Genomic DNA, 16798 nt, shown 5'->3' with positions numbered 1-16798 from the left:
GATGAGTGAAGATTCGAAAATGATTAGCGAAGCATCTGATGAGCTATCGCTTAAAGAGCAATTAGACCAATATTTACGATACTGGCCTTGGTTTATGATTTCCGTATTTATTATGGTTTTAACGGCTTTTTTGTATTTGCGTTACTCCACTCAGGTTTATCAAACGCAGGCAACTGTCTTGATAAAGGACACTAACAATAATCAATTATCCGAGTTAGCTGCATTTGAAGATCTAGGCTTGGCAGGGGCTGGGTTGTCTAAGTCTGAATTTGAGAATGAGATAGAGGTTTTAAAATCGAAAAAGTTGGCTGCTCAAGTTGTGGATGAGCTGGATTTAAATATATCTTATTTTTATCAAGGGGATGTACGTAATGTAGAGTTGTATGCCCAAAGGCCTTTTACTCTTAAAGTATTGTCTTCAATTAAGACTTTACCAGAAGATTTAGTTTTTAAGGTTAGTGATATAACTTCGACTGATTTTTCATTAACCCATGTTGAATCAGAAAGGGTTTATGAGAATCAAAAATTTGGGAGTAAAATTGAGTTTGATGGATTCGTATTTACGTTAATTCCTGAAATGGATGCTGTTAAGAATTTTAATTACTCGGAAGATGGTTTTTTAGTTTCTATCAATACCATTGATGAAGTGGTACGGTTATTACAAAGCAATGTTCAGATAAGTTCTGTTGGCCAGTATAGTAGTGTGGTGCAACTGTCCACAAGTATGGCTGAGCGGACTAAGGCTCAAGATGTTCTAAATATGCTGATCGATAAATATAATGAAGACGCCTCTGCGGATAAAAATCAAGTTTCTAGGAATACCGCACAATTTATTGAGAAGCGATTGGCAATTATCACCCAAGAACTAGACAGTGTAGAGTCTGATATGGTAGGATTTAAAGAAAGCAATCGGCTTACGGATGTAGAGGCTGAAGGTCAGCTGTTTTTAGAAAATGCCAGCGATTTTAAGAAACGCAGTTTGGAAGTTGCTACTGAGAGAGAAATTATTAACACGTATATAGAGTTACTATCTTCAGGAAATACAACTTCTTTATTACCTGCTAATCTTGGACTGAAGGAGGAAGCTGCTACTGGTGTTGATATTTATAACGAACTGGTTCAAGAACGAAATCGACTACTTGGTAGCGCTCAGGAGGGGAACCCTGTTGTCGTGCAGCTAAAGAATCAAATTGATGATTTGCGCTCCAATATATTGTCTAGTCTTAATAGTTTGAGTAGTTCAATAGCAATACAAGAAAGAGATTTAAAAAATCAAGAAAGTCAGTTACAGGGTAGAATTAGGCAAATTCCAACAGTCGAAAAACAATTAAGGGACATTGTTCGTCAACGCGAGATTAAAGAACAGTTATATTTGTACTTATTGCAAAAAAGAGAAGAGACCGCTATTTCTCTTGCGGTTACTACTCCTAAAGCAAAGGTTGTTGATAAGGCTTATAGTTCGCAATTTCCAGTGTCACCTAAACCGAAAATTGTTTACCTTGGAGCTCTAATATTTGGTATATTAATTCCCTTTTTAATTTTATATTCTAAAAATCTTCTTGATACCAAAATACACAATCGTATTGATATTGAAAGTACGATACCTAACTCTCCTGTTTTAGGTGAAATTCCACAAGTTGAAAAGGGTGAAGCTGATATCATTAAAGCCAATGATCGTTCGGTCTTGGCTGAAGCATTTAGGATAGTGCGGACCAACATGAGTTATTTACTTTCTTCTGGTGAGAATGAGAAAAAAATCATTTATGTTACTTCAACTATTAAAGGTGAAGGTAAGACCTTTATAGCATCCAATTTAGCATTAACATTAACAAGTTCAGGGAAATCTGTTTTGCTTATTGGAGCTGATATTCGAAATCCTCAAATACATAGATATGTGAATAAGCCCGACGGTAAGGGTTTGTCTGAATATCTTTTTGATGATAAGATTGATTCTAAAAGTATAATAAACGATGTAGAAATTCATCGTCAACGTTTTGATGTGATTCTCTCAGGACGTATACCACCAAACCCTGCAGAACTTCTTCTTACTGATAGATTTAAGCAATTACTAGATGATGTTAAGGATAGATATGACTATGTAATGGTTGACACAGCACCTACAATGCTGGTTACCGATACTTTATTGATCAGTCAGTATGCAGATGTAACGGTATATATATCCAGAGCAGAGTATACTGAGAAAAAGCTACTTAATTATCCTAAAGAATTGATCAAGGAAGAAAAGCTTAAAAATGTGGCATTTATTGTGAATGATGTTGCACAAGCCAACTTTGGTTATGGTACTAAGTATGGTTACGGATATGGCGTTGATCAAAAAAAATGGTATGAGCAGATTTATTCCGCTTTTAGCATACGTAAGAAATTTAGAAGCTAAAAGTGTCTTGTGTTTGATGAAATAATCGCTCAACACTTTTTTTAATATTATTTTTCATTTTTATGTCTTTTAAATTCATGATGTGGCGTTCGTGATGAATGTCACTACCAATAAAATCATAATAGCCGTCTTCAATCAACTTGTAGGCGGTTTTTTTTGTGGAACTGCCGTAATAGTTGGAAAGTGATAACATATTCAATTGAAATTTACATCCCCTTTGCTTTAATAATTCATACTTTTTTGGTGTAGCATGGAAAAAATTATATCGTTCTGGATGTGCTAATACAGGGATGAAATCATTTTTAGTTATATCAAATATAATTTCTTCAAGATTTAAAGGAGGTTGTAAATATGACATCTCGACTAAAATGTAATTTTCCTTTAATGGTAAAATCTCTTTTTTATCAAGTATATCTAAAAAGTGTCCATCCATCATATACTCAGATGCGCAACTCAATTTAAAATCTATGCCTTCAATGGTCAGCGTATTTTCAAGCTCTTCTTTAGCATTTGTAATCGTTACAGGAGTGTTGGGGTAATAATCGTTCATTGTATGCGGTGTGCTGATGCTACCGCTAAAGCCCAGCTCTTTCATTGCACTAATAAGTGTTAAAGACTTTTCAACAGATTCAGCACCGTCATCAATACTTGGTAGCAGGTGGTTGTGCATATCTGTAAAATTGTCTAGTAAGTCAACTAAAAAGGTTTTCTTAGAAAAGATGTTAAGCATGGAAATTTCGTTTTGACAAAAGTAAAAATTGTATTTTTCAACTTTGCTATAGAAATCTCAAATAGATCATAATTATTTTGAAAAAGACATTATTCATTTCTGCCCTTTTCTATACTTCATTATTTTTTGCTCAAGGAAAACTAGAAGGAGCTATTAGCTCTAAAGGAATTATTAGTAATGGTGATACAAATCCTTTTTGGATGTATTCTAATCAACGCGGAAGACTTGATCAGGAGACTACTTTCAATACATTGGCCCAATTAAAATATAGCTATGCTTTTAATGAAAATAGCAGGTTGGATTTTGGAGGTGGATTATTATATAAAAATGGATTGTGGGATGATGTTTATATCGACGAACTATATGGTTCGTATAGTTATAAACAGCTTGCGCTTGATATAGGTATAAAGCAACGCCCTGAACAGTATATGGGGTTGTCGAGTACAAATGGGGATGTGCTTTGGAGTAATAACTCGATGGCTATGCCAGGAATTCGTTTAGGATTAAATGAGCCTTTCCTTGTATTTCCATTTGCCGCTACGAAATTCAATATCGCACATTATGAAATGAATGATGATCGCTTTGTAGAAGGAACAATGGTACATTATAAAAGCGTTTATCTAGATGTTCGCCCAACACCAAAAGATATAATTTCTTGGGAGATGTACCACTATGTGCAATGGGGTGGTGTTTCACCTACATACGGACGGTATCCAGAGGATTTTGATAATTTTCAACGTCTATTTTTAGGTAGGTCCAGTTTGGGAGATACCAATAGCTCAGATAAGGCTAATGCTTATGGGAATCATCTTGGAGCCTATGAACTAAAGTATATAAGAAAGCGAGATCATTATGATCTTACATTCTATTATCTGCTGCCTTTTGAAGATCGCTCTGGCCGTTATTTGAATAATTTCCCTGATGGGGTATGGGGACTTTTCTTTGACATTCATGAGGGAGAACTGCTTAAAGGACTCAGCCTTGAGTATGTGCAGACCGTTTCTCAAAGTGGGAGGTACGCGCCTCTAGGGCAGGAAGGAGAAGGTGATCTGCCAGGAACTTTTAAAGGTGGAGATAACTATTTTATAGGGAATCAATATGCTTCTGGATGGACCTACAGAAATCAGATCATTGGATTGCCTTTTATTTTTAAGCAGGAAGATGGTCATCCTTTTACAAATAGCAGAAGTTATGTTTTGCATGTCGGAGCTACCGGACATTTTTGGAATCTTGATTATAAAGCTAAGTTATCTTATGTTGAGAACTTGGGAACTTATCCCGGTGTAGCCAACAGTACAGGTCCATTAGATCCGCATGAACGCGCTTTGTATTCTTATTTTGAATTTGTTTACCCAACTGAGTACGGGCAATTCACTTTAGAACTGGGTCAAGACTTTAGTAATATTAGAAGTGATGTAGGCGGAGCTTCATTGGGTTATACTTATACTTTTTAAATTAATATGAATAAGGTTATATTTTTCGTTTTTGGTTTCTGTTTTATATTCGGGGTTAGGGCTCAGGATGATCTTAGCGTATCAATACAAACCAAAGGTATTTTCTCTAGTGATGCTCAAAATCCCTTTTGGCTTTATGCCAATCAAAGAGGAAGAGTAGATCAAAAAACTAATTTTAATGCTCTTGCTCAACTCAGTTATTCTTATGCGTTTAATGAGGATAGCTCATTAGAATTGAGTGGAGGATTACTCTATAAAGATGGTTTGTGGGAGGACGTTTTTGTCGATGAACTTTATGCTTCCTATTCCTATAAGAAACTGCAAATAGATCTAGGTGTTAAACAACGACCAGAAAAATATTATGGATTATCAAGTGTGGGAGGAGATGTGTTATGGAGCAATAATGCGATGGCAATGCCGGGATTGCATATTCAGATCACCGAGCCTATAAAGATCTTTAATTGGATGTATACCAAAGGTCAAATTGCACATTATGAACAAAATGATGAGCGATTTGTAGACGGGACAAAAGTGCATTTTAAAAGTTTTTACCTAGATCTTAGATTAACACCTAGAGATATTATTTCTGGTAAATTACAGCATTATGTGCAGTGGGGAGGAACCTCGCCAACCTATGGAGAATACCCTGAGGGATTTTCTGATTTTGTGGATGTTTTTTTAGGTAGAGCGGGAGACGAGAACGCTTCTCAACCTGATCAATTAAATGCAGTAGGAAATCATTTAGGTTCTTACGAGTTTAATTATCGTAGATCGGGAGCGCGCTATGACTTTACATTCTATCATCAATCCATTTTTGAAGATAGCTCAGGGCGAAATCTAAACAATTTTCCTGATGGTGTTTGGGGATTGTTTTTTGATTTCCACGAAAGTGAAATTCTTAAAGGTTTGAATTTTGAGTATGTGCAAACTGTTTCCCAAAGTGGGAGATATGCGACAACACCGGGATTAAATGGTTATTTTAAAGGAGGCGATAACTATTTTATAGGTAATCAATATGCTTCTGGCTGGACGTATCGTAATCAAATAATCGGTATGCCTTTTATCTTTAAGGAGGAAGATGGTCATCCTTATACCAATAGCCGTAGCTATGCTTTTCACGCTGGCGCAACGGGGCATTTCTGGGAGTTAGATTATAAAGCCAAACTTACTTTTGTCGAAAATTTGGGAACGTACGGAACTCCAGTTGATCCGCATGAAAAGGCTATTTATACATACGGGCAGTTGATCTATCCCACAACTTCTTATGGGAATTTTTCTCTAGAAGCTGGATTAGATCATAGCAATTTGCGAAATACCACTGCTGGTCTGTCGCTAGGATATACTTATTCTTTTTAGGCTTGCGCCAAATTAAAACCTATAGCTCGCATACAGTCCTTTATAGTCTGGGGAAAACACGGGAGAGAAACTGAAATTCTCATCATCGATCTTGTGTAATTCTGGGATCAAAATACCTGAAGCAGCACCTAAAACATATCCTAAAGCAACATCTGAAAGGAAATGTTGACCGGCCTTTAAGCGTAAAGCTCCAATTGCAGCGGGAACCGCTGCAGCGCCCGTCCAAACAAGCCATTTGCCTTTAGCCTCTGGATTAAAGTCGCTATACACTTTTGCAGCAAAGAATGTTGCAGTGGCTGCGGCTGCTGTATGCCCTGAATAAAAAGATCTTGTATTTGTAGATTTTGCTCTGGTTTCAATGCTTATATCATCGCTGTAGGCTCTGGGGCGTATTCTGCGGGTGAGTCCGGCGCTCATTGTGAAGATGGCAGCTGTTGTTGCTAAACTTTCAACATATAATAGGCTTACCTGACCAAAATTATCATTCTGATTACCATCGATCAACGATGCCGCAATTGGCACGACAAAAGAAACCGCGAATGGAATATCACTTATATTACTAGCATTTTCATCATGATAACCGGCAGACCATCTATCAAAAAATGGAACATCATCCTTGTCGAGATTCATGATGAATTCTTCACTACTTCCTTCTTTATTCTGAATGATCAAGAATCCGCCGGCAGAGGTGGCAAGTGCTCCTCCAAGCCAGATACCGTCTTTTGCCCAACTGGTCTCATACGGAGAATCGTATTTTTGGGCGAAAGCCAAATTAAAAGTAACTAAACAGATCAGCGCAGTGATAAAGGTCTTTTTCATATAAATAGCAGTTAAGCTTTGTGAGCGATTTTCTCTGCAAAGTAAAAAAGAAGCCGCCCTGTGAGGACGGCTTTAACAATACGCTAATACGTTATTATAACAATTTTTTGAAATCTGGATAACTTACAGTCGTTTAAGACCTTTTAATTCATCTTTAGTCTCAGCAGGAATGATGCTAATCGCATATCCACCGCCAGAAGCGCACTTTTGCTTTAGTTTAGACTTACTCGTTACTACAAATTTCTCAACCTTATAGGCTTGTGGATTTGTCTCCCAATGCGCATCAGGTGCATCTGAGTAAATGGTTGCTATATATTTTTTTCCTTTGTCAAGGAAATCAAACGCAATGCTCGATGTGCGCACTTCTTTATCGTTTGTGCGGCCTACAAACCAGTTGTCTGCGTTTTTTTCTTTTCGTGCAAACGTGATAAAATCTCCTGGTTCTGCTTCTAAGATCAATGTTTTGTCCCAATCAATTGCAACATCTTCGATAAATTGAAAAGCGTCTGGATGCTCCTCGTAATGCTCGATCAGGTCAGCCGCCATTTGCAACGGACTGTACATGGTAACGTATAATGCCAACTGACGCGCAATAGTAGAGCGTACTCTAGATGTATTGCCAGGATTTACTTTGCTAACATCGGTCTGAAAAATACCCGGAGTATAATCCATTGGGCCGCCTATTAACCTTGTAAATGGTAGAATGGTTGTGTGATCTACTTTATTTCCGCCGAAGGCTTCATACTCGGTTCCACGGGCAGATTCATTACCTATAAGGTTAGGATATGTTCTTCTCAAACCTGTAGGTCTCACGGCTTCATGTGCGTTAACCATCACACCATACTCTGCTGCTTTTTTAACAGCATACAAATAATGATTTACCGCCCACTGGCCATAATGGTGCTCACCACGCGGAATGATATCTCCTACATAACCGCTTTTTACAGCGTTATAATTATTGTCTTTCATAAACTGATATGCAGCATCCATGTGGCGCTCATAATTGCGGATGGATCCTGAAGTTTCATGATGCATCATAATGCGAACGCCTTTGCTCTTTGCATAATCACGCAGTCCTGGAAGGTCAAAATCTGGATACGGAGTAAGGAAATCAAAAACATAATCTTTTGATTTGCCGAACCAATCTTCCCAACCTACATTCCATCCTTCTACAAGAACTTGGTCAAGGCCATGCGCTGCAGCAAAATCAATATATTCTTTAACATGCTCAGTAGTTGCGCCGTGTTTGCCAGTAGGTTTCGCATTAGCGAAATCTGTCTCACCTAGACGAACACTAGGTAGATCTGCATACGCCCAAGAGCTTTTACCCGTGATCATTTCCCACCAAACACCAACGTATTTTACAGGTTTGATCCATGAAGTGTCATCAAGAACATTAGAATCATTAAGGTTCAAAGTGATGTTAGATAGCAAAATATCTCCCGCTTTATCGCTCACCATCACTGTGCGCCATGGTGTATTACGCGGAGCTTGCATATATGCCATATTGCCTACTGCATCTGGTGTAAGATGCGCTTCAAGCGTGGTGTTGTTTTCTCCTAGTTCTAAGTGCATTGCAGGATATTCTACCAGCGCAGCTTCGTGAAGGTTAATGTAAAGTCCGTCGTTAGACTTCATCATTAAAGCGGTTTGCACCGTATTAGGAACAGGAGTTTGAGAAGCATTAGGAGTTACAGAACCTTCAAAAAGACCTTTGATCTCTGAGAGTCTTGATGTGGTATAATCATATTCTTGCGTATCATAATCTCCCGGTATCCAGAAAGTTTTATGATCGCCGGCAAGCGCGAATTCTGTTTTTTCATCAGTGATCACGAAGTATGAAAGATTATCCTGCTGTGGGAATTCGTATCTAAAACCCAAACCGTCATTAAACAATCTAAAGCGGATATTCATTTTTCTGCCAGTCTCGTCCTGATCCAGTTTTACAAGCAGCTCGTTATAATGATCTCTTATTTCTTTAGTTTCACCCCAGACTGGTTCCCAAGTTTGATCTACAGTAGTAGTTTCTTTCGCGCTAAGCAAAAAATCACCCGTTAAAGGCTCCATATCTTTGATCATAAAACCTAGTTTACTAGGCTTTATTACAGGTTTACCTTTGTAGGTTAAACTATATTCTGGTGTGCCGCTTTGCAGCGAAAAGGTCATTTGTAAATTACCATCTGGCGAAAGTAATTCTTGACCGTAACTCACGCCACCCAGCGTGATGATCGAAAGAAGTAAGAACAGTGTTTTTTTCATTTATTCTAAAATTTAGGAACGTAAATTTACGAAAATCCAAATCTCAACCGTTGTAGTAACTCAAAAATGATTTCTACAATCTGTTGTAAATTGCTGCTATGAAAATAGAGATTTGTTCTAACTCGTATGCCAGCGCAAAGGCCGCCCAAGATGGTGGCGCGTCGCGTGTAGAATTATGTAGTGAACTCGCTGTGGGCGGTGTGACGCCGTCGCATGCGCTTATCGCAAAAACCGTTAGCGAACTCAAGATACCTTTACACGTTTTGATCCGGCCACGTAGCGGGAATTTTGTCTACACTGAGGATGAGATCGATATTATGATACAGGATATAAAATACTGTGTTGAGTTGGGTTGTGCTGGTGTGGTAAGCGGAGCTTTGCATGAGGATAATTCTTTGCATATGGCTTTCGCCAAAAGACTTATCGAAGCCGCTCAAGGATTGCATTTTACCTTTCACCGTGCGTTTGATTGTGTTGCAGACCCATTAAAAACATTAGAACAGCTTAAGGAACTTGGTGTACAACGGATACTTTCATCTGGCTTAAAGCCAAAGGCAATAGAAGGTTTTGATCTTTTAAAGGAGCTTTTGGCACATTCAGGTGATGTTGAGATCATGCCAGGATCTGGTGTGAATATCGATAATGTATTACATTTTAAAGAAGCTGGATTCACCAGTGTTCACCTTTCGGCGCAAGCCAAAACGAAAAAGACTGACGATGACGCCAGCCTTTTTGGTACGAGCGCTCCCGCGATCACAGATGTGGATCTTGTGCGGGAGATCGTAAAATCAACACAACAACTACTTTCTTAACTCGCCTTACGGTGAATAATGTTATTAAGGTTTTGTTCCCATTTTTGAGCCAACTTTAATTCGCCTCCCATGGTCATAAATTCATCAGAGTTGTAGAACTCTAAAACCTGAGAAGGCTTGCTACTATCCTTAGAGCGCAGTACAAGTTCTATCTTGTCTACATGATCATTCTTAAACTTAGATTCTGTTACTTTATTGATGCTGCAGTGTTCAACATCTGTCAACTCTATACAGTTTTTAAGCTCTATTTCTTTGCCTTTTTTGTAGTAATAGCAGTGCAAGTTTGACTCATCAACGCCTATGGCAAAGTTGGCATAGCAGTCTTTATCAGCGATCTTAGACTGATGCGGATCTGCGAGGGTTTGCAATGATCTTACGAGCTTTTTTTGTTTTGATTTTTGGCCATTCATAGCCAGTATAAAAGGAAGTGTACACAACACTAATAAGGTTATGCCCATCACAGTGGTTCCTAGTTCCATAATTTTAAAATTTTAGTAAATAATTCTTTTTCTTAGGGGTGAAAAACAAGCGAGCGCATCCCTCTTTATAGAAGGATATCTTTAAAGTGATCGCGTAGAACTATTTATAGAAAATCGTGAAACGGGAAGAGTAGATCTGTCTTGCGGTTTGCGATCCTAAGATCAACCGCAAAATCTAAATACTGCTTCAGGGCATGTACTATACGGGTATCAGCAGGCTTAAGAAATGCCCACAGGCCTGGCGAATTGTCTTCGTCAGATGAACTTGTAGGATTTGTAAGGTTTTCAACGACTGTTTCACTCTCAGTTGAGTGAAGCCCCAGCGTATTTGCCTTAACAACTGATGATCTATGTTCAGTTTCTTGAGAAGAATCAGCATAGTTGTAGCTCACCTCTGCTTGCGCAGTAAAGCTTCCCAATGCAAAGTAGAGCAGTAGTAAGCTTACAGATGAAACTATGTTTTTAAAATTCTTCATTTTGAAAGAAATAACGGACAAAAGTAAACTATTCTTCAATGCAAAATCAAAATGATGTGTGATTTTATTTCGCTTAAAGCGAAATGGCAAAACGCATGATCGCTCCGGGTTTTCTTAAAAAAATTCACATACTTACGAGAATTGTTAAGCAGCTTAATAAAGTTTTAATACTCGATGCTAAAGTATTTACAAAAACTAAAAAGAAGCGATTAAGCCTTGTTACTTTTATCTCACAAAATCAAAAGACATGAAAGTTTTACTCGCAATATTTAGTTTAGTTATCGTTTCGTTTACAAATCCTGATTTCTCAGAGATCAATGAAGATACAGTAAGCGAAAGGTTAGTTTTTGACGGTTATGAAGGGGAGTATTTCTTCTTTACAGATAAAGATCTTAAAGCAGTTGTGCTAGAGGCGCAAAATGAAGATGCTGCGATCAATGATTTAAAAGATAATGATGAAGTGGGAGAGGAGTTTGAAGTGACTTATAGTCCTGCTAAAGATGCAACGCACCCTTCTAGTGAAGGTGTGATCAAAGAAATTAAATAATACGTTTTTCTATATATACTATTGAGTGAAGACCAGCCTTAGGGCTGGTTTTTTTTGGCTTTAAGCCAAAATACCTCTAAGCGATCTTACCGAATAACAGGAAAAATATAGTTTCGTATTTGTCTCCTAGCTCCTTACGCAGCATATTAAAACCTTTTGTGATCTGTGCTTCAACGGTTTTAATAGAAATTTCCATGTACTCTGAAATTTCTTTATTTGTTAATCCTTCTCGCTTACTCATGGTAAAAACTTGTCTACAACGCGGCGGTAATTTCTCGATCTCGCGGGTGACAACTTCGATGATCTCTGTAAACTTTTTCTCATCCATTTTTTCTACGATCTCACTCATAGCTTCGTAGTATTTTACCTCAAGTGCCGTAGTGGATTTGTCTTTTCGATAAAGGTCTATAAACTCGTTATATACAGACTTGTAGAGAAAACTTTGTATGGAATATTTGCAATTTAATTTCTTGCGAAACTGCCACGTTTTTAAGAAAACATTCTGCACGATATCTTCTGCTAACGCATGATCATTTACAAAGGTCATGGCATACGCAAATAGGCGTCTATTATAATGATCCAGCAAAAAAATGTAGGCTTGTTCTTCCCCTTTTTTGAGACGATCTATAAGAATACCGTTGTCGTGATAGTTGGGTAGCGTTTTCACATTTTTTAATGTTTTGCGTTAAAGTGTCCGAATATAAAAAAAATATCAAGAAAAAGTTAGGGTATCGTTAATGTCTACCGTAATAAGGTAAGAACACGTATTGAAATGAGCCAAAAAAACATTGAGAATTCATTGCTAAAATATCTAAACGGCAACGCCAATAGCGAGGACCTTGATATTTTAAATGCATGGATACAGATGCCGGAGAATGAAACGATGTTCAAACAATATTTAAAAACACACTTTGCGATTTATATAGGTATGAATAAACCAGACTCCGATAAAATGAAGAAGCGATTGCTTCAGGAGATACGCAACGATAAGCAAAGAATAAGGAAACAGCAGATGCAAACCTATATGAAGTATGCTGCTGTGTTGATCGTTATACTAGGTATAGGTTTTTTACTTCAAGATAAGTTTATCCCACAGCCAGAACAACCTGCCATTGTTGTGAATGAAGATGTTATCACCTTAGAAGATGCTAAAGGAGAAGTGACCGTGCTTGAAGAAGACGGTAATCTTATTATCAATGACGAGAAAGGTAAAAAGGTAGGTGAGCAAAAAGGTCAAGAGCTTGTGTATACAAATACTTCGAAAAAAGAAGCTAAGCTCGTTTACAACACACTTACAATACCTTACGGAAAGCAACTTAAAGTCGCATTGTCTGACGGCACAAAAGTGATGCTTAACTCTGGTAGTACGTTTAAGTATCCTGTAAATTTCATAAAAGGAAAAAAACGTAAAGTATTCTTGCAAGGGGAAGCCTTCTTTGATGTGGCGCATGATAAAGCCCATCCATTTATTGTGGAAGCAAATTCTCTAGATATAGAAGTGCTGGGAACCACATTTAACGTGGCAAACTACAGCGAAGATCTTACTACAGAAGTAGTTTTAGTAGATGGTTCTGTTAAGCTAGAAGCTAATAAAGATCCAGAAAATACGGAGCACACTATTTTAACACCTGGTCACAAAGGGATTTTTGAAAAAGAAGCTCAAAATATTGAGACAAAAGAGGTGAATACATCTATTTATACTGCCTGGACTAACGGTTATGTGGTGTTTAGAGAGTTACCTTTTGATAATATTCTTAAAAAACTAGAGCGTTTTTACAACGTGAAGATCATAAATACAAACGCAGAACTGGGCAAAGAGAAGTTTAATGCTACGATAGATGTAGAGAATGAAGATATAGAAATGGTTCTGGAATATTTCAATAAACTATATGATATTCAATTTGAAGTAATTAATAATGAGGTTGTTATTCAATAAATCAACGCCTATGTAACACAATCGTTTTTAATGCCGATCACCCCTCAAAAAAAATCGGAGAATGCTGGCACATTCCCCGATGATAAATATGAGCGATCACCAACTAGTAATCACCAAAAATCATTTGAAATTATGAAAAAACAATGGAAATTCAGGCCTTCTGCCTGGAAATTCAAATTCGGTCTAAAGATGAGACTCTCGATTATACTTTTCACTATATCGTTTGCGGTGCAAGCGGGTAATTCTTATTCTCAAAAAACTAAAATATCTCTGCAATTAGAAGATGTTACCGTTGAGCGAGTTATAGATGAAATTGAAGCAAAAACTGCTTTTAAATTTATCTTCAATACAAGCACGGTAAATCTTGATCGCAAGGTTTCGGTAAACATAAATGCAAAGCGTTTACCTAAGATCCTTGATGCTCTTTTTGGCGAAAGCCAAACAACGTATGAGATCTATGATGAAAAAGTGCTTCTTAAACCCAGCGAAGCTGTAGAAGATGATTTGGCTGCAGCCAAAAATACCACGCTGCAAAGCAAGCAAGTAACCGGTACTGTAGTTGACGAAAACGGCAATCCCTTACCTGGCGTGAATGTTCTAGAAAAAGGAACCTCAAATGGCGAGGTAACAGACTTTGATGGAAAATTTACCATTAAAGTTGCCGGCGATGAAGCTGTTCTTGTGTTCAGTTTTATGGGCTTTGAAGGTAAAGAAGTTCTTGTAGGCGACTCTTCTTCTGTAAGTGTAACCCTTATTGAAAGCACTGAAGGTCTTGATGAGATCGTGGTTGTGGGTTATGGTACAGTAAAAAAGAGTGACCTTACTGGTGCTGTAACTTCAGTAAAAGCAGAAGATCTTACTCCCGGAGGGAATGTATCTGTTCAACAAGCATTGCAAGGGCGTGCGGCTGGTGTAAATATCAACCAAAAAAGTGGTGAACCAGGTAGTGCGATGTCTGTAAGTGTTAGAGGTGCCAGCTCTATCAGCGCAGGAAATGATCCTTTATATGTAATAGATGGTGTGCCTGTAAACAATGCGCCAGTTGCAGGAGCAGGTGGAGCAGGTTTTGTAGGCGGTCAAAACAGTCGTAACCCTTTAAACTCACTTAACCCACAGGATATTGAATCTATCGAGATCTTAAAAGATGCTTCGGCAACTGCGATCTACGGGGCTCGTGGTTCTAATGGTGTTGTACTTATTACCACAAAGTCTGGTAAAGAAGGTAGCATGAAAGTGAACTATGATTCTTACATGGGTATTCAAAGCGTTGTGAATACGCTTGATCTGCTGAATCCACAACAGTATATGGAAATCCTTAATGATATCATTGATGCTGGCGGTGGTAGCGAAGGTGAGCGTGTTACTGGTATAGAAGGAAATGGAACGAACTGGCAAGATCAATTGTATCGTGATGCGGTAATCCAGAACCATAACATTGGTTTTTCTGGTGGTACAGAGAAGATCAAATATTTTGCTTCTTTGAACTATTTTGATCAGGCAGGTGTTGTTAAAAATTCAGGTATTGAGCGTTATAATGCACGTCTTAACCTTAAGGTGAGTGAGAAGGATAAATACAACTTTGGTATAAACCTTAACAGTTCTTATATCTATAACGATTATGCTTCTAACGGTACAGGTATTAATGGTAACGCAGGTGCGATCTATACTGCGATAAACTATGACCCTACTATTTTACCTTATGATGCAGAAGGTAATTATCAATTATCAGATTTTGTTTTGCCACTTGATAATCCATTAGCTTTATTGAATGGTGAAGATGCAAAATCAAGAGAATTTAGAACCTACGGAGATATTTATGCCGAGTATTTTATCGCGCCTACATTCTCTGCGAAAGTTAAATTAGGAGCTGATGTTTCTAACGCAAGACGTGATGTTTTTGTAAGTCCAGAAACTTTAGAAGGTGGAGCTTTTGGTGGTCTTGCGACTATCATTACTCAGCGTAGAGATTATTTTCTTGTTGAAGGTACGCTTAACTATAATGAAGATTTTGGCGATGACAATATAAACGCAGTTGTGGGAGCAACTTATGAGCGTTTTGGTAATACAGGTTTTAACGGTAATGGTCGCGGTTATACCCTTCCAGATCTTAAAACCGATGGTATTCAAGGTGGTGATCCTTTATTAAACAATATTAATAGTGGTTCGCAGTCGGCTAAATTTGGTTCATTCTTAAGTAGAGTAAACTACTCGCTTAATGATAAATATTTGTTCACGGCATCATTAAGAGCTGATGGTTCTTCACGTTTTGGACCTAATAACAGATTTGGTTTCTTCCCTTCTGGAGCGATCGCTTGGAAGATGCATGAAGAAGATTTTCTTAAGGATAGCGATGTGATCAACTCGTTTAAAGTAAGAGGTAGTTATGGTGCGATAGGTAACGCAAGTATTGCTAACTATTTGTACTTAGCGACTTTTCAAAACGGACTTAATGCACTTTTTGGAAGTACACAATACAACACCATAAATCCAGGTACAACTGCACCAAACCCAGATCTTAAATGGGAATCTGCAAATCAGTTAGACGTGGGTGTTGATTTCTCGATATTAAAAAACAGACTATCATTTGTAATCGATTATTACAACAGAAAAACGTCTGACCTTCTTTTAAGAGAACCACTTCCTGTAAACACTGGTTTTACCGGCATCGTTACGAATGTGGGTAGCATGAGAAATACAGGTTTTGAATTTGCTGTAGATGCTAAGATATTTAATAGTGACTCTTTCCGATGGGATGCTAATTTTAATATCACCACTATTAAAAACGAGGTGCTTAACATAGGTTCTTCAGAGCGTATCATTACGGGAGGTTCTGGATTTACAAGCGGTGTAAGTATCATTAGACCAGGAGATCCACTAAACTCGTATTATGGCTATGTAGTAGATGGAATTTGGCAAGAAGATGATGATTTCTCTGTAACAAATGATAATGTTGTTCCAGGAGATATTAAGTATCGCGATATTGATGGTAACGGTACTATTGATTCTGAAGACAGACAGATCATCGGTAAACCATTCCCTGATTTTAACTGGGGTTTTACAAATACCTTTACATACAAAGGACTTTCTTTAAACCTTTATCTACAAGGTGTACACGGCGCTTCAACGCTTAACAACAACCTTGTTGATTCTTATTTCCCTATTAACTTTAGAAGAAACAGATTTGCAGAGCCATATCTTAATAGATGGACGCCAGAGAATCCTTCTAATGAATATCCTTCTTTTATCAATCCTAACTCACAAGGGCAACGATTGGTAAATACAAAGACAGTAGAAGATGCATCTTACATCAGATTACAATCTGCGACATTGTCTTACAACATCCCGGTAGATAATATTCCTGTCTTCAGCAAATTCAATGTGTATGTAACAGGACAAAATCTATTGACGTTCTCAGACTACTCTGGTCTAGATCCAGCAGCAAACTCTGCCGGTAGTGATATTCTTAGAATAGATAACAACTCATATCCTTTCTCAAGAACATATTTGGTTGGAATTAATGTTCAATTCTAAAAAA

General features: G+C 37.8%; 13 protein-coding genes. 7 read left to right on the top strand and 6 right to left on the bottom strand.

The genetic code is table 11. The features are described from left to right. The first annotated feature begins 1 nt into the window (after nucleotide 1). On the top strand, nucleotides 2–2395 hold the full coding sequence (locus tag ACZ5L8_RS08710; protein WP_464436639.1) for a GumC family protein: 2394 nt from the start codon (nucleotides 2–4) through the stop codon (nucleotides 2393–2395). Here the strand turns inward: ACZ5L8_RS08710 and ACZ5L8_RS08705 are convergent. Beyond that, on the bottom strand, nucleotides 2385–3125 hold the full coding sequence (locus ACZ5L8_RS08705) for a tyrosine-protein phosphatase (RefSeq protein WP_464436637.1): 741 nt from the start codon (nucleotides 3123–3125) through the stop codon (nucleotides 2385–2387). The two genes, ACZ5L8_RS08710 and ACZ5L8_RS08705, sit on opposite strands and share 11 nt — an antisense overlap. 77 nt (nucleotides 3126–3202) lie before the next feature. Here ACZ5L8_RS08705 and ACZ5L8_RS08700 point away from each other — a divergent pair, with 77 nt between their 5' ends. Then, a complete protein-coding gene (locus tag ACZ5L8_RS08700) occupies nucleotides 3203–4579 on the top strand; it encodes a hypothetical protein (protein WP_464436635.1) in 1377 nt (458 codons plus the stop codon). Between the two features lie 6 nt (nucleotides 4580–4585). Continuing rightward, complete coding sequence (locus tag ACZ5L8_RS08695) at nucleotides 4586–5935, top strand: capsule assembly Wzi family protein (RefSeq protein WP_464436632.1); 1350 nt, start codon at nucleotides 4586–4588, stop codon at nucleotides 5933–5935. A 12-nt stretch (nucleotides 5936–5947) separates the two neighbouring features. Here ACZ5L8_RS08695 and ACZ5L8_RS08690 read toward each other — a convergent pair whose 3' ends face one another. Together ACZ5L8_RS08690 and ACZ5L8_RS08685 are read right to left on the bottom strand one after the other, a co-directional pair. Beyond that, nucleotides 5948–6754, bottom strand: a complete 807-nt coding sequence (locus tag ACZ5L8_RS08690) for a phosphatase PAP2 family protein (RefSeq protein WP_464436630.1) — start codon at nucleotides 6752–6754, stop codon at nucleotides 5948–5950. Between the two features lie 123 nt (nucleotides 6755–6877). After that, nucleotides 6878–9013, bottom strand: coding sequence for a glycoside hydrolase family 97 protein (locus ACZ5L8_RS08685; protein ID WP_464436628.1), 2136 nt, complete (start codon nucleotides 9011–9013; stop codon nucleotides 6878–6880). A gap of 98 nt (nucleotides 9014–9111) precedes the next feature. Here ACZ5L8_RS08685 and ACZ5L8_RS08680 point away from each other — a divergent pair, with 98 nt between their 5' ends. Continuing rightward, entirely contained in the window at nucleotides 9112–9825 is a 714-nt protein-coding gene (locus tag ACZ5L8_RS08680) for a copper homeostasis protein CutC (RefSeq protein WP_464436625.1), read from the top strand. Here the strand turns inward: ACZ5L8_RS08680 and ACZ5L8_RS08675 are convergent. Both ACZ5L8_RS08675 and ACZ5L8_RS08670 read right to left on the bottom strand, forming a co-directional pair. Further along, nucleotides 9822–10304 (bottom strand): hypothetical protein, encoded by a 483-nt coding sequence (locus ACZ5L8_RS08675; protein WP_464436622.1) that lies wholly within the window; start codon nucleotides 10302–10304, stop codon nucleotides 9822–9824. The two genes, ACZ5L8_RS08680 and ACZ5L8_RS08675, sit on opposite strands and share 4 nt — an antisense overlap. A 104-nt stretch (nucleotides 10305–10408) precedes the next feature. Continuing rightward, the gene (locus ACZ5L8_RS08670; protein WP_464436620.1) at nucleotides 10409–10780 is read right to left on the bottom strand and encodes a hypothetical protein; all 372 of its coding nucleotides are present in this window, start codon (nucleotides 10778–10780) and stop codon (nucleotides 10409–10411) included. A 247-nt stretch (nucleotides 10781–11027) separates the two neighbouring features. Here ACZ5L8_RS08670 and ACZ5L8_RS08665 point away from each other — a divergent pair, with 247 nt between their 5' ends. Further along, nucleotides 11028–11327: a hypothetical protein gene (locus tag ACZ5L8_RS08665; RefSeq protein ID WP_464436617.1), complete on the top strand. Its 300-nt coding sequence runs from the start codon at nucleotides 11028–11030 to the stop codon at nucleotides 11325–11327. 76 nt (nucleotides 11328–11403) lie between these two features. On the opposite strand, the gene ACZ5L8_RS08660 is transcribed toward ACZ5L8_RS08665, so the two are convergent. Beyond that, nucleotides 11404–11994 (bottom strand): RNA polymerase sigma factor, encoded by a 591-nt coding sequence (locus tag ACZ5L8_RS08660; RefSeq protein ID WP_464436614.1) that lies wholly within the window; start codon nucleotides 11992–11994, stop codon nucleotides 11404–11406. A gap of 105 nt (nucleotides 11995–12099) precedes the next feature. On the opposite strand from ACZ5L8_RS08660, the gene ACZ5L8_RS08655 reads away from it, so the two are divergent. Further along, the gene (locus ACZ5L8_RS08655) at nucleotides 12100–13263 is read left to right on the top strand and encodes a FecR family protein (protein WP_464436612.1); all 1164 of its coding nucleotides are present in this window, start codon (nucleotides 12100–12102) and stop codon (nucleotides 13261–13263) included. A 189-nt stretch (nucleotides 13264–13452) separates the two neighbouring features. After that, nucleotides 13453–16794 (top strand): SusC/RagA family TonB-linked outer membrane protein, encoded by a 3342-nt coding sequence (locus ACZ5L8_RS08650; RefSeq protein ID WP_464436610.1) that lies wholly within the window; start codon nucleotides 13453–13455, stop codon nucleotides 16792–16794. Nucleotides 16795–16798: the final 4 nt, after the last annotated feature.

The sequence above is a fragment of the Leeuwenhoekiella obamensis genome, from assembly GCF_055391795.1.
The sequence above is the reverse complement of the archived record's forward strand: the minus strand, read 5'-3'. Positions and strand labels throughout refer to the sequence as shown.

What these genes read in the sequence shown, in the direction of transcription:
- ACZ5L8_RS08710 (WP_464436639.1), top strand. Translation starts at nt 2, where the DNA reads ATGAGTGAAGATTCGAAAATGATTAGCGAAGCATCTGATGAGCTATCG.
- ACZ5L8_RS08705 (WP_464436637.1), bottom strand. Translation starts at nt 3,125, where the DNA reads ATGCTTAACATCTTTTCTAAGAAAACCTTTTTAGTTGACTTACTAGAC.
- ACZ5L8_RS08695 (WP_464436632.1), top strand. Translation starts at nt 4,586, where the DNA reads ATGAATAAGGTTATATTTTTCGTTTTTGGTTTCTGTTTTATATTCGGG.
- ACZ5L8_RS08690 (WP_464436630.1), bottom strand. Translation starts at nt 6,754, where the DNA reads ATGAAAAAGACCTTTATCACTGCGCTGATCTGTTTAGTTACTTTTAAT.
- ACZ5L8_RS08685 (WP_464436628.1), bottom strand. Translation starts at nt 9,013, where the DNA reads ATGAAAAAAACACTGTTCTTACTTCTTTCGATCATCACGCTGGGTGGC.
- ACZ5L8_RS08680 (WP_464436625.1), top strand. Translation starts at nt 9,112, where the DNA reads ATGAAAATAGAGATTTGTTCTAACTCGTATGCCAGCGCAAAGGCCGCC.
- ACZ5L8_RS08675 (WP_464436622.1), bottom strand. Translation starts at nt 10,304, where the DNA reads ATGGAACTAGGAACCACTGTGATGGGCATAACCTTATTAGTGTTGTGT.
- ACZ5L8_RS08670 (WP_464436620.1), bottom strand. Translation starts at nt 10,780, where the DNA reads ATGAAGAATTTTAAAAACATAGTTTCATCTGTAAGCTTACTACTGCTC.
- ACZ5L8_RS08665 (WP_464436617.1), top strand. Translation starts at nt 11,028, where the DNA reads ATGAAAGTTTTACTCGCAATATTTAGTTTAGTTATCGTTTCGTTTACA.
- ACZ5L8_RS08655 (WP_464436612.1), top strand. Translation starts at nt 12,100, where the DNA reads ATGAGCCAAAAAAACATTGAGAATTCATTGCTAAAATATCTAAACGGC.
- ACZ5L8_RS08650 (WP_464436610.1), top strand. Translation starts at nt 13,453, where the DNA reads ATGAGACTCTCGATTATACTTTTCACTATATCGTTTGCGGTGCAAGCG.